Origin of the sequence: Acetobacter senegalensis (assembly GCF_001499615.1) — a bacterium.
Taxonomy (GTDB): Bacteria; Pseudomonadota; Alphaproteobacteria; order Acetobacterales; family Acetobacteraceae; genus Acetobacter; species Acetobacter senegalensis.
The window spans coordinates 2,306,951-2,319,231 of the sequence record NZ_LN606600.1 but is presented as its reverse complement, the minus strand read 5'-3'; the positions used below and the strand labels follow the sequence as shown (position 1 = coordinate 2,319,231).

Here is a 12,281-nt window from a genome sequence, read left to right as displayed (position 1 = left end):
CGGCGTAGCCCGAGACTTCCGTACAATGAGATGGTGGTCTCAGGCATGTCATACAGACTTCAACCACAATGGGTCGACACTCCCAACGTATTGGTTATGACCTGTGCGATATCACAGTTTGCACAAAAAAAATCTGCTCAGGCGCGTCGAGACGCGGGCCGACTGCTCACCGGGCAACTTTGGATAAGTCACTTATCTGCAACGTAGCACAAATTACATCAAGAAGCGGGATGAGGTGCAAGTCGTCGCTAAAGACTTCTATATGCATGTTCGGTTTTATCAGTGGCTTACACAAAGCAGACCTTCTGTTCCCTCCCCCCATAGCAGTCTATCACCAGATACGGACTGTGCCGTGATATTTAAAGAGAAGGCCTCAGTAGCTACGGCCAGGCGATAGAGGCAGCAGCCATTTTATTCGATCTTCATCGTGGGAAGTGGAGCATCAATCTCTGGCGCAGAGACCGATACCGGATTTTGACAGGCGTTGTTAACCTGTAAACTGAAGATATCAGGACGGGCATAATGCCCCGCTACGTCGAGATCATATTTCCCCCGGATGACATCATCCAGATCAATATCCGCCGTAAGGATGGCTTCACGATCATAGATCGGGCCTGCGATGATTTCTCCGAGCGGATTGACGATCACGCTTCCGCCACGAATGAGAGCGGTTTCCGGGTTGTTACCCTGATGGCAGGTATAATTTTCCGGCGCATCCGCGCGCGTCATGTACTGACAGGCACTGAGCACAAACGTCCGTCCTTCATACGCAATATGCCGCATGGAAGCCTGCCAGATATCGCGCTCATCCACCGTAGGCGCACACCAGAGATTGATACCCCGGGCATACATACTCTGACGTAAGTCGGGCATGTAATTTTCCCAACAGATCGCAGCCCCGATACGCCCAATCTCTGTTTCGAATACCGGAATGGTCGAACCGTCTCCCTGTCCCCAGACCAGTCGTTCGGTGCCGGTCGGCATCAGCTTGCGGTGTTTGCCAAGAAGCGCCCCATCTGGCCCAAAAAAGAGCGCCGTACAATACAACGTCGCCCCATCACGTTCGATAACCCCAACAACAACATGGGCTTTCATCTTCGCTGCGAAAGAGCCGATCTGCGCTGTTTCTGCTCCCGGAACGTCAATGGCTGACTTCCAGTATCGAAGATAATCCTCACGCCCTTCAGGAAAGCGGCTTCCCAGAACAGCGCCGAAGTTCAGACCTTTTGGATATCCGCCAACATAGGCTTCAGGAAAAACTGCCAGCTCCACACCCTGCGCTGCTGCGGCTTCGCAATGGGCCTCCATCCGATCGAGTGTGCAAGGGGTGTCGAAGAGACTGGTTCCTGCCTGGATAACGGCGACGCGATGCTGGCTCATGTCCGGATCTCTCATGGATGTAGTGTATTGCAATGACGGGGAGAGTGGACTTTCCTACATTATCGGGCAAATTGATTGTTTTGATAGTCAAAATCACCATGGTCGATATCTCACGTCTTGATTTTAATCTGACGACTACTTTTCTGGCGCTCTGGGAAGAACGCAGCGTCTCCCGAGCGGCAAAGCGATTGTCACTGAGTCAGTCAGCCGTCAGCGCCTCTCTGGCCCGCCTGAGGGAAGCGGCGGATGACCCTTTGTTCGTCCGCAACCGTGGCGGTATGCAGCCGACACTTCGGGCAATCGCCATGGCGGAGCCGATTCAGGGCGGGGTCGCTCTGATCCAGAACGCATTCTCGACGGTTACTGCCTTTGATCCCGCAACCAGCCGACAACATTTTTCCATAGGGATGTCTGACGATTTCCAGATTGCAATTGGGCCGCTGATTACAAGACGGCTGGCAGAAGAAGCGCCTCGTGTTTCAGTGACATTCAGGCAGGCTAACACACACCGCGTGGAGGCCCTTTTTGAAGCGGACGAAATCGACTTTGCCGTTGTCGCACAGCCGAATGTGCGCTCCGGATTACAGCAGCAGGAGATCGGGCGGTCTCGTTATGCCTGCCTGCTTGATCCAGCCGCCTGCGACCTTACACTGCCGCTAACACTGACAGATTATCTGTCTCTGCCACATCTTCTGGTCTCGTTTTCAGGCCGCGAAGGCATTGTAGATCACGTTTTAAAGGATCTGGGCTATTCGCGGCAGGTGCAATCAGCGTTGACACATTTCTCGGCCCTCCCTCCCTTCCTGATCGGGACGCGCGCAGTTGCAACGTTGCCAATCCATGCCGCCCAGAGCCTTGCTGCCGTTTCGGGCCTTACAGTCTGCGCTGCCCCGATTGATCTGGGAGAATATTCTGTATCGATCCTCTGGCAGAAAACGGCCGATAATCACTGGATGCGCCAGGTTATAAGCGATGCCTTCCTGGCGATTTTACCGGGCTTAGAGGCAATCTATTCGGGTTAATCTCGCATCTTGAATGTCTGATATCGGACAACAATAAACTGATAGCCGACCTTTGGCCCTTCGGTTCCCTTCCCCATTTCTTCCATTCAAATTAGGTTGACCCAAACAGTCTATAGTCAGATTGGGACAAGCCGGAGCCACGGTGTATCAAGGGCTGCATGGTGGTTTTTCCGGGAGGGTTCAAACAGGATAAAGCGGTCTTTGCTTTGTCTCCTCCAGATAATGTCCTTTATCAGGAAGAGGCGAGCGGAATGCAATTACCTTGTGTTTTGCATAATGTAATTGCATAATAAGCTTCTGACTTTAGATCAGGAGGCGATGATGCCCCGGACCACTTCCCATCCGAAGGCGGAGAATTTCAACTTCCGGATTGACCCGGCACTGAAGGCAGCGTTCACGGCGGCAACCCGTGCGGATGAACGGCCTGCGGCTGAAGTGCTGCGGGATTTCATGCGTGCTTATGTCGCGCGGCGAGAACAGCGTGCTTTCGAGACGGAAGCGCGGCGGCAATCCCGTGAAGTGGCGGCGCTGGCGTGTGATCCGGTAAGTGATGAAGCTCAGGTGTTGCGCGAACTGGACGCGCTCTTCGAGGAAGATGATTTCCAGGATGAGTGGACGGCGTGAAACGCGGTGATCTGGTGACGATCGCCGTCAATGGTGATTATGGTAAACCGCGTCCGGCCCTTGTCATACAGGCTGACGCCTTTTCTGACCTGCCGGCCGTGACTGTGTTGCGGTTGACCAGCACGGTGCAGGACTGGCCTTTGTTCCGGATTACGGTTGTCCCCAGCACGACGAACGGCTTGCGCCGCCTGTCGCAGGTGATGATTGATCGGGCGGTGTCCTTGCCACAGGAAAAAATCGGTCCGGTTTTCGGACATCTGGAGGTCTCGTCTTTGCGTCAGGTCGATCAGGCTTTGTCAGTCTTTCTCGGTCTGTCGGTCGGCCGCCTTCCATGATCGCGTGCAATCTGGACAAAAAGACGGATGCGATAGCTGGAAATTACCCTGTCCGATAGAGGATGGCTTACTGTCTGTGCAGGGCGGGTCAGTGCTTTGATGCGAGGCTATCCCAGACCTGCATGAGCGTCGTGATGGCTGCATCCAGTTTTTTTGCACTGTCGCCATCCCTGGTTTCGCAGGCCATGCCGTGGAGAAAGGTTGTCAGTAGCGTGGGCAGGGTTTCGGTAGCAGGCGAGCCTGCCAGTTCCCCGTTTGCAATGGCCCGGTCCACGCAGGCTTTGATACCTTTGCGGTTACGTTCCCTCTCGGCAGCCAAAAGGGTCTGCACGGGCTGGTTTTCTGGCGAGCAGTTGGCGGCTCCCAGCACAATCAGGCAGCCGGTGGGATGTGAGCGGGTCGTCTGCATACGGACGGAGCGTCGCAGGGTCTGTTCGATGGCGTCCCGTGGGGCAAGTGTTTCGTCCCATAGCGGTGCCATAACCTGACCGTAAGTTTCCAGATAACGCTGTACGACTTCGCGGAACAGCGCTTCCTTGGAGCCGAACGCGGCGTAGAAGCTTGCGGGCGAGATGTCCCCCATGCTGGCCTTGAGCTGGTTCAGCGACGTCGGTTCATAACCCTGCGCCCAGAACAGCGTCAGCGCGGCCTCCAGCGCCTTGTCCCGATCAAATTCACGGGGCCGTCCTGTCCGGGCCATGCAGTGTCTCCGTTGGTATGAATAATTTTCTATACTAATCGGTCCGGAAGTAGATTGCCAGCATTACGCACTGAAGCCACCATCAATGGTCTGCATGGCTCCGGTAATGCCGCGCGCCGCAGGACTGGCCAAAAACGAGACATAGGCAGCAACATCCTCTGCGGAGCCGTGTTCCTTGATGGCCATGACGCTGTGCATAAGATCGGCCTGTGGACCGTTGGCCGGGTTCATATCCGTGTCAGTCGGTCCCGGCTGGATGACGTTGACCGTGATGTGACGGTCCCCAAAGTCTCGTGCCAGACCGCGTACCATGCTTTGCAGTGCAGATTTTGTCATGCTGTAGGCCGCCAGTCCCGTGAAAGGTACCCGGTTGGCGTTCGTGGAGCCGATCAGAATGATCCGGCCCCCATCCGGCATGGAGCGGGCGGCTTCGACCGAAGCGTGATAGGCAGCGCGAATGTTGATATCGATCATGCGATCAATGTCGTCTGGATCGAGCGTCAGCGGATCTCCGGCGATGCAGATTCCGGCGTTGAAGACAAAGATATCGATGGGGCCGGCGTCGCGCGTGGCGGCAAGAATTGCGGAGCGGTCAGTTGCATCCGCCTGAATGGCTTCTGCCCCGGTCTGGCGGGCAAGGTCTTCGGCTTTTGTGCGCGAACCGGCCCATGTGAAGCGCACGGATGCGCCTTCGCTGGATAGTTGTTTGACGATTGCAGCTCCGATCCCCCGGCTGCCGCCGATGATCAAAGCTTTTTTTCCTGAAAGTTTTGCCACGTTATGATCCCTCACATTCTGTACCGATCAATACAGAACAAAAAAGACGGCGGCGCGCAAGTTTATTCTGTATCAAATGATACGGAAATAATTTTTAGATGATTGCTTTCCAGAAACTGAAAGATTGCCCTCTGCTTCCCACAGTATGGTTTTGTCTCCTCTGACCGGCATATTTCAATACTGACCGGTCCAGAAATTCGTTGCTAAATATCGGTTATGCACATATATGGATCGCCCGATACATATATGTGAGTTACAAATGACCGAACGTCTATCTCCATCGTCAGATGATAGCTTACCGGTAGCCGGTCTTCTGGCTCTCGCAATGACAGGCTTCCTGTGCATTATGACAGAGACACTCCCAGCAGGCTTGCTGCCGGAGATCAGCACTGGCCTACATATATCACCCGCCTATGCAGGGCAGATGGTGACGGCTTATGCTGTGGGCTCTCTGAGTGCCACCATCCCACTGATGCTTGCGACCCAAAGATGGCGACGACGGGCTGTTCTGCTTCTGGCGATCGTTGGCTTCCTGGTATTCAATGCCATAACGGCCCTTTCTCAGGATTACTGGCTGACACTTGCTGCCCGTTACAGCGCGGGAGCCGCCGCTGGCTTGGCTTGGGCGCTTCTGGCAGGATATGCGCGGCGGATGGTGAGGCATGACCAGCAGGGACGGGCGCTGGCTATTGCCATGGTAGGCACGCCTATTGCGCTTTCTCTCGGTGTCCCGGCAGGAACTTGGCTGGGGAGCGCGCTAGGATGGCGGCTGGCCTTTGGGATGATGTCGATCTTTACACTTTTTCTGACAGGCTGGGTATTGGCGACAGTGCCAGACTTTCCGGGAGTGTCTGATAAGGAACGTCTGCCGTTCCGGCATGTTCTGATTACACCCGGGGTTCGATCGGTTCTTGGTGTCGTCGTCTTTTGGATGCTCGCGCACAATATTCTTTACACTTATATCGTGCCTTTTCTTATCCCATCGGGGCTGGCGGGAAAGGCAGATCTTGTACTGCTGGTTTTTGGCATTGCTGCACTGGGTGGGATCGGACTGACCGGAAAGTTGGTAGACCATGCGTTACGAACGACCGTTCTGGTCAGCCTGGCGGTCTTCGCTGGGGTCTGCGCCATTTTTACTGTGGGGGCCAGCTTTCCTGCTGTCGTCTGGGCAGGTGTAACTGTTTGGGGACTGACTTTTGGTGGGGCTGCGACATTACTCCAAACTGCTCTGGCTGATGCAGCTGGAAAGGGGGCTGACGTCGCGCTGTCTATGAATGTTGTGGTCTGGAATAGTGCAATCGCTGGGGGAGGACTTCTGGGAGGGATACTGCTGAATCTATATGGCGCTTCCTCTTTTGCATGGGTGATGCTGGGCCTTCTGGCCTGTGGTTTGGGTATTGCATGGCTGGCGCGCTCATACGGTTTTCGGGCAGGTCATCGTCTTTCGCAGCATAACTCTGAATTATAATTGCGTTTATTATTTTAAATAATAGGAAAATTAATTCATATTTTGGATTTTTCTTATAAAAGTCGATTATAATATTAAATTTTACTTCAAAAATTATTTTTTATTCACTTTTTAAAGATTACCTAAAATTTTTTATTAAAGTATTCTGATGGTTTATCTTGGAGCGTGATAGAAGGTTCTCCCATTGATTTCAGATTTTTGACGACTAAACCGGATCTCCCAGATGCTTACGCATCCATTTGGTTTCTTTAGTCGGGCGGCGATGGAAATGGTGTTTGCAGTCCCGGCTGAACTGGGTGGGGCTGGCATAGCCGACCTCGGCAGCAATCAGGGCTCTCGAACTCTTACGATGTGCTACGGTAATCCCCCCATAAAAACAGCTGCCTGAATTCTCATTCAAAAGCCACTTTTTATGGGGGGATTACCGATCCAGTTATGGGACGCCGGGGCAAGAGAATAGAGCTGCGCGAGGTTATTGACCTGGGTTCCCAGCCTTCCCGAGAGGGAAGGCTGAAAGTAAAAACTTCTACTTATTACGTTGGAGTTGCTGGAAAACTCCGAGCCGCCCCTCTTCAACGCGATCACATAGCGAGCGCGACGGCAATCAGCACGATCACGCACACGGCGTAGGTAATGAGCTGTTGTGGGGCGAGGCCGGCTGGCCTCGAGGTTTCAGCCTCGAACTCCGGATCGGTCCACGCCGTGCCGGGGAAGATCGGTGCGAGCGCCATCGAGACGAAGTTGCTGGCGGCCGCGACCGTCGCGAACAGGAACATCGGCAGCGTCAGCGGATGCGAGCCGAATAGGATGGCGAGCGATAACCCGCCGCCGAAGAACCCCATCAGCATCGTTTGCGCGTTGTGAAACTTGGCATGGGGAGGCCAGTGCGGGTTCCACAGATGCTGCCTGGCGGTAGCGGGCACGAGCGCGTCGGCCACGAAGCCACCGAAGTTGACCACCGCCACGAAGGCGATGAGGTATTTTGCGATATCCATAAGACACACCTTTTCCGTTGGCTGGAAAAGGACGTGCCGGAGGTCGGTCCCACACATGCGGGCGACTTGTACGAGCGTAAATGCCACCCGGACTACCTACCGGGCTGTGACTTTTACACGTCCATGCCTCAGATCGCATATCTGTCTTGCTGCGGTCAAGTGAAGTGCCCTAGGCCTTGCTATCTCCACAAAACCCGGGGCGATTTCAGCTAGAAAGGCGAAACTTGATCTTCTGTTTGGAAAATGTCTTCGTATGTCGGTGCCGACTACTGGCAGCGTGAAAATTCAAGCCGTTGTTTCGGAGGTTTTTATCAGGGAAGCAGTCTGCTCACGTAACCATACGGAGGCCGGATCACGGTCGTTCCGGGCTGACCAGACCATTGAGACTGCCGGTATGCGCAGATCAAGCGGCACCGGCTGCACCGTCAAACCAAAATGAGCAGCATGCTGATGCGCAATCCGATTGGGAAGCGTCGCCAGAACTGGCGCCGCCGCTGCTGTCGCCAACGCCGTCAGGAAATCCGATGCCGCCAGAACAACATTCAGTTCCTGACCGATCTGCATCAGCGCGTCTGACAGGCACCCCTGAATGTCGTCCTTCAATGTCATAAGCACATGCGGGAGTGCCAGATAGCTCTCAACGGTGAGAGGCGCTTCCAGACTGATCAGATCAGGATTGAAACAACAGGCAAGCGACTGTTCATAGAGCGGCATCCCAAGGTGCCGCTCCAAGCCAAAGTCAAAGCACCCGATTGCGATATCAAGTGCGCCTGTATCCAGCAGAGCATGAACTTCGTTCCTCGGAGACCCTCGCGATAGCAGCCGTATTCCCGGGGCGTGATGCTGCAGATAAGCCGTCAGTCTCGGCATCAGGAAGACTTCAAGTTCGGATGAAAACCCAAAGCGAAAAATCCGCTGCTCCGTCCTGGGATCAAACTGGTCTTCGGCTGTCAGAATACCCTGAGTCTGCCTCAACAGAGTATGGATCTGCGGGGCCATGGCAGCCGCCTTGGCAGTGGGCTGCATGATCGCGCCGGTTCGCACCAGAATATCATCGGCCAAAAGGTGCCTCAGCGTCGCCAGCGCGTGGCTCATCGCAGGCTGCTGAATGCGCAAACGGCGTGCAGCCTTCGTGACGCTGCGTTCCGATACGAGCGCATCAAACGCGATCAAAAGATTAAGATCGAAAGACCGTAAATTGAAGTGATCGATTGGCTTCATTTTTCAGATCGATTTGCGTGATGCTTGGCTGCACCCTACCTTCCGATGCAACGCAACACAATCGCTTCGAGGCCAAAAATGACGCCGTCTTTTCAGGTAGGCGATGCCCGCATCACCCGCATCCCCGAACTCCATTGGAACAACGCAGATCCCGGTCACCTGTATCCGGATATTGATGCGGAGGCACTCGCGATGTTCGCGCCCAGTTTGACCGCAGGCTCCTATAACGCCGCGACTGGCCTGCTCGCCCAGGGCACCCATGCCTGGCTTGTTCAGCGGGCGGGTCTCACTCTCCTGATTGATACCGCTACCGGAAACGACAAGCCTTTACCCGACGCGCCTGCGCTTGATCATCTCCATACGCCGTTTCTTGAGCGTCTCGCTGATATGGGTGTCCAGCCGGAGCAGGTTGATCTCGTTCTCCATACACACATTCATGCGGATCACGTTGGGTGGAACACCCGTCTGCACGATGGAAAATGGGTGCCAACCTTTCCGAATGCACGCCACATCTTCTCGGCGGTCGAAGCACAATATGGGGCCAGCAATGATGGTGTCGACCCAGCTCCGGACTTGCCACCTGGTGTGTTAGGCGTGCCCAATCATCGTCCTCTGCCCCGGGTTTATACGGACAACATCCTGCCTGTCATCGAAGCTGGTCTGGCACAGGCCATCGAGATCGACGGACAGGAAATCGTTCCGGGCTTTTCCTTCCATCCGACCCCGGGCCACAGCATCGACCACGCTTCGATCCGTCTGCAGTCCGGAGGCGAAGAAGCCTGGTTTACAGGAGATGTCATGCACCATCCGCTGCAGGTCTACCGTCCTGATCTGCGATCCGTTTACTGCGAGTTCATCAAGCCTGCCGAGCAATCGCGTCGATGGTTCCTCGCTCAGGCGGCCGAAAGCGGGAGTTTGTGCTTCACCTCGCATTTTGCAGAAACCGGTGTGGGGCGGGTCAAGCGCCGTGAAGACGGGTTTTCATGGGAATTTGTACAGCCAAATCAGGAAGACATCGGATGACTGACATCCTTACGGAAAATCTGCATATCCCGAGCGATACTGCAGGAATTTCACTCCATCTTCGTCACAAGAAACGCACGGATCTTCAAGTGTTTGGTCCGGATCGCACCGTCCTCCTGATGCATGGCGCAACATTGCCGGCAGAAAGTCTCTTCGACGTACCCGTTGATGACGGCTCATTCATGGACAGCCTGGCCCATCAGGGATTTGACGTTTACGCGCTCAACGTACGGGGTTTCGGCGGCTCGACACGACCTGCGGGCATGGAAGGCGCTCCGGAAGATGCGCCTCCACAGGTCCGGACCGAGACAGCTGTGCGTGACCTGGGATCGGCTGTTGACCATATCCTCTCAGAACGCGCCCTTTCTCGCCTGTGCCTGATCGGCATGTCATGGGGCGGCACGGTGACAGGAGCATATACAGCAGCCAATAACGACAAGATCGAGAAGCTGACACTGATCGCACCGCAATGGATCAACAATGGGGTTTCCCGACTGGATCCCGGTGGGCCCATTCATGCCTATCGCCGCTTCGACGTTCAGGCGTTTCGGAAGCACTGGCTCGAAGGTGTCTCTGAAGACAAGTGCTCTGAAGTGCTCCCTTCAGGATGGTTCGAGCAGTGGGCCCAGGTCATTCTGGCCAGCGATCCGAAAGAACAGGGTGGTATCATTCGTGCACCTGCGGGGGTGATCCAGGATGTCCGAGAATTTTGGTCTGCGGGAAGGTCCTTCTATGTGCCCGAAGACATCACGGTCCCTGTTTTGCTGATTCATGCCGAATGGGACAGGGATGTCACCCTTGAGCAGATGGTAAACCTGTTCCCACGCTTTCGAAATGCGCCTTTCCGACGCTGGGTCGAAATCGGTGAGGGCACTCACATGGTTATTATGGAACGAAACCGGTGGCAGATCCTTGAGAGCATCCGAGCCTTCTTGGACATTAAGAACCCACTCGACCTTTCGAGGCACTAAAGCCACGGATGGAGAACGCGAAGGGCACTTGATTGATGTGTGTCCTGAGATGTTCTCGCTCTGCCATTTCTGAAAAGCAGACATTACTGTGCCTTAGGTGTTTAGTCCCCGGGATTTGATGGTGTGATATTTTCACGAGAGTGGAAGGAAACCTCATGGGACAGATACGTCATGGCCGCGGCACGACCACGCATGCCGTGCGAGCAGCACTACAGCGATAGCAGGCTTCGCTCACTGCGCTGAGCTCGGGATTAACCCGAAAACAGTTGCAAAATGTCGCAAGCGACAGACTGTCGAAAATCAGAAAACTGGTCCTAAAGAGCCTTGTTCAACGAGCCTGACAGAAAACGAAGAAGCCATGGCAGTTGCTTTTCGTCGGCATGCTTTACTGCTGCTGGACGACTGCCATTATGCCCTGCAGGCCAGTATTCCTCTGACACGTTCGGCCCCTCATGTCTAACGGGCAGTTTTTCGCCTTGCGGCTGTTTCTGGCCATCTAGTCCTTTTGATCTAGCGTTCATATACAGAGCTTGAATCACATCAGATCGATTTTCTTAACAGGCTCTTAAAGCTCTTTACGCTACCGAAGCCTCAGGCAGGAAGGGTACACTATTACCTATAGTGTAACAGGCAAGGCCTGAAACCGGCCGGCCGGTTCCGCGATCGGGGCAGTTTTCCTGTGCGGGCCAGGTGAGATGTGTTACACTTCTCAGGATATCATGCCCAAACCCGTCCCGAAGGCCCCTGTCCGGCCGCCTTGCCAGCTGTCGCTGTTTCCCGAAACGGCGGCGCTGGTGCGCGTGGACCCGGCGACCAACTGCTGGCGCTTCTATTCCCTGTCGCTGCAGCCCGACCTGTTCGGCGGCACCGCCCTGGTACGGCAGTGGGGGCGGATCGGGACGGCGGGGCGGCAGGTCTGCGCATTATATGATGATGCCGGGCAGGCGTGGGACGCCCTCGCCCGCCAGCTCCGGGTCAAGCGCCGGCGGGGCTATCGCGACAGGGGGGCCGGATGAGTGCCCCCCGAAACCGGGCAGCGGGCGATCCCGGCCGGCGCCCCCGGCGGGATGCAGCTCTTCGACCGCGACGGGAGCCGCAAATACCTCACGGTCGTCGAGCGGGCGCGCTTCCTGCGCGCAGCCGAGCAGGCGCCGCGCGAGGCCCGTACACTGTGCATGACCCTGGCCTGGTCAGGCTGCCGCCTGTCCGAGGCCCTCGCTTTGACAGCGGACCGGGTGGACCTCGCCGGCGGCGTACTGGTGTTCGCCACGCTCAAGAAGCGCCAGGACGGGATCTATCGCGCCGTGCCGGTGCCCCCGTCCCTCCTGGAGGCCCTGGATCTGGTGCATGGCATCCGTGAGGCGCAGCGCCGGCGGGGGCGTGGCGCAGGTGTCCGGCTGTGGCCCTGGTCGCGCATGACCGGCTGGCGGGCCGTGCACGCGGTCATGGTCGCCGCCGGCCTGTCCGGCCCGGCCGCCTCCCCCAAGGGCCTGCGCCATGCCTTCGGCGTCGCCGCCGTCTCCAGCGGCATCCCCCTCAACATGGTGCAGAAATGGCTCGGCCACGCCCAGCTCTCCACCACCGCCATCTATGCCGATGCCGTCGGCGCCGAGGAGCAGGATATCGCACGGAAAATGTGGGGGTAAACGAGAAATATCTCGTTTGGGGAAATATCCTATATTCAGATTGAATGAATATTTATTTCACATTTTATGTGATTGACAAAGGTAAATATATTATGAGATGAAAAGACGTTATTTTGAAT

General features: G+C 55.7%; 13 protein-coding genes and 1 pseudogene. 9 read left to right on the top strand and 5 right to left on the bottom strand.

The genetic code is table 11. The features are described from left to right. Nucleotides 1-411: 411 nt before the first annotated feature. Complete coding sequence (locus tag ASN_RS10750; protein WP_058988159.1) at nt 412-1,380, bottom strand: carbon-nitrogen hydrolase family protein; 969 nt, start codon at nt 1,378-1,380, stop codon at nt 412-414. An 80-nt stretch (nt 1,381-1,460) separates the two neighbouring features. Between ASN_RS10750 and ASN_RS10745 the strand changes: the two genes are divergently transcribed. From ASN_RS10745 to ASN_RS10735, 3 genes are all read left to right on the top strand, one after another. Continuing rightward, nucleotides 1,461-2,402, top strand: coding sequence for a LysR family transcriptional regulator (locus ASN_RS10745; protein ID WP_231948182.1), 942 nt, complete (start codon nt 1,461-1,463; stop codon nt 2,400-2,402). Nucleotides 2,403-2,720: 318 nt separating this feature from the next. After that, nucleotides 2,721-3,026, top strand: coding sequence for a hypothetical protein (locus ASN_RS10740; RefSeq protein WP_231948181.1), 306 nt, complete (start codon nt 2,721-2,723; stop codon nt 3,024-3,026). Beyond that, nucleotides 3,023-3,361 (top strand): type II toxin-antitoxin system PemK/MazF family toxin, encoded by a 339-nt coding sequence (locus ASN_RS10735; protein ID WP_058989286.1) that lies wholly within the window; start codon nt 3,023-3,025, stop codon nt 3,359-3,361. Before ASN_RS10740 ends, ASN_RS10735 begins: the two co-directional genes overlap by 4 nt. An 88-nt stretch (nt 3,362-3,449) precedes the next feature. Here ASN_RS10735 and ASN_RS10730 read toward each other — a convergent pair whose 3' ends face one another. Then, a complete protein-coding gene (locus ASN_RS10730) occupies nt 3,450-4,061 on the bottom strand; it encodes a TetR/AcrR family transcriptional regulator (protein ID WP_058988157.1) in 612 nt (203 codons plus the stop codon). 63 nt (nt 4,062-4,124) lie between these two features. Then, nucleotides 4,125-4,838: an SDR family oxidoreductase gene (gene bdcA, locus ASN_RS10725; protein WP_058988156.1), complete on the bottom strand. Its 714-nt coding sequence runs from the start codon at nt 4,836-4,838 to the stop codon at nt 4,125-4,127. Nucleotides 4,839-5,097: 259 nt separating this feature from the next. On the opposite strand from bdcA, the gene ASN_RS10720 reads away from it, so the two are divergent. Then, nucleotides 5,098-6,306, top strand: a complete 1,209-nt coding sequence (locus ASN_RS10720) for an MFS transporter (RefSeq protein ID WP_058988155.1) — start codon at nt 5,098-5,100, stop codon at nt 6,304-6,306. Nucleotides 6,307-6,887: 581 nt separating this feature from the next. On the opposite strand, the gene ASN_RS10715 is transcribed toward ASN_RS10720, so the two are convergent. Both ASN_RS10715 and ASN_RS10710 read right to left on the bottom strand, forming a co-directional pair. Continuing rightward, nucleotides 6,888-7,301 (bottom strand): DUF6640 family protein, encoded by a 414-nt coding sequence (locus ASN_RS10715; RefSeq protein ID WP_058988154.1) that lies wholly within the window; start codon nt 7,299-7,301, stop codon nt 6,888-6,890. Between the two features lie 285 nt (nt 7,302-7,586). Beyond that, nucleotides 7,587-8,522: a LysR substrate-binding domain-containing protein gene (locus tag ASN_RS10710; RefSeq protein WP_058988153.1), complete on the bottom strand. Its 936-nt coding sequence runs from the start codon at nt 8,520-8,522 to the stop codon at nt 7,587-7,589. A 78-nt stretch (nt 8,523-8,600) separates the two neighbouring features. Between ASN_RS10710 and ASN_RS10705 the strand changes: the two genes are divergently transcribed. The 5 genes and pseudogenes from ASN_RS10705 (at nt 8,601) to ASN_RS10690 (ending at nt 12,162) form a co-directional block, all read left to right on the top strand. Beyond that, nucleotides 8,601-9,545, top strand: coding sequence for an MBL fold metallo-hydrolase (locus ASN_RS10705; protein WP_231948180.1), 945 nt, complete (start codon nt 8,601-8,603; stop codon nt 9,543-9,545). Then, nucleotides 9,542-10,516, top strand: a complete 975-nt coding sequence (locus tag ASN_RS10700) for an alpha/beta hydrolase (protein WP_058988151.1) — start codon at nt 9,542-9,544, stop codon at nt 10,514-10,516. Before ASN_RS10705 ends, ASN_RS10700 begins: the two co-directional genes overlap by 4 nt. Nucleotides 10,517-10,671: 155 nt before the next feature. After that, a pseudogene (locus ASN_RS18825) lies at nt 10,672-10,970 on the top strand (IS481 family transposase); the annotation flags it as partial. Between the two features lie 265 nt (nt 10,971-11,235). Beyond that, nucleotides 11,236-11,532 carry a WGR domain-containing protein gene (locus tag ASN_RS10695; RefSeq protein WP_048481289.1) on the top strand — a complete coding sequence of 99 codons (297 nt, stop codon included), beginning with the start codon at nt 11,236-11,238 and terminating at the stop codon, nt 11,530-11,532. Further along, on the top strand, nt 11,533-12,162 hold the full coding sequence (locus tag ASN_RS10690; protein WP_231948179.1) for a tyrosine-type recombinase/integrase: 630 nt from the start codon (nt 11,533-11,535) through the stop codon (nt 12,160-12,162). Nucleotides 12,163-12,281: the final 119 nt, after the last annotated feature.

Excerpts from the sequence above, each read along its gene's own strand:
- ASN_RS10700 (WP_058988151.1), top strand. The coding sequence starts at position 9,542 with ATGACTGACATCCTTACGGAAAATCTGCATATCCCGAGCGATACTGCA.
- ASN_RS10695 (WP_048481289.1), top strand. The coding sequence starts at position 11,236 with ATGCCCAAACCCGTCCCGAAGGCCCCTGTCCGGCCGCCTTGCCAGCTG.
- ASN_RS10715 (WP_058988154.1), bottom strand. The coding sequence starts at position 7,301 with ATGGATATCGCAAAATACCTCATCGCCTTCGTGGCGGTGGTCAACTTC.
- ASN_RS10720 (WP_058988155.1), top strand. The coding sequence starts at position 5,098 with ATGACCGAACGTCTATCTCCATCGTCAGATGATAGCTTACCGGTAGCC.
- ASN_RS10730 (WP_058988157.1), bottom strand. The coding sequence starts at position 4,061 with ATGGCCCGGACAGGACGGCCCCGTGAATTTGATCGGGACAAGGCGCTG.
- ASN_RS10705 (WP_231948180.1), top strand. The coding sequence starts at position 8,601 with ATGACGCCGTCTTTTCAGGTAGGCGATGCCCGCATCACCCGCATCCCC.
- ASN_RS10710 (WP_058988153.1), bottom strand. The coding sequence starts at position 8,522 with ATGAAGCCAATCGATCACTTCAATTTACGGTCTTTCGATCTTAATCTT.
- ASN_RS10740 (WP_231948181.1), top strand. The coding sequence starts at position 2,721 with ATGATGCCCCGGACCACTTCCCATCCGAAGGCGGAGAATTTCAACTTC.
- ASN_RS10750 (WP_058988159.1), bottom strand. The coding sequence starts at position 1,380 with ATGAGCCAGCATCGCGTCGCCGTTATCCAGGCAGGAACCAGTCTCTTC.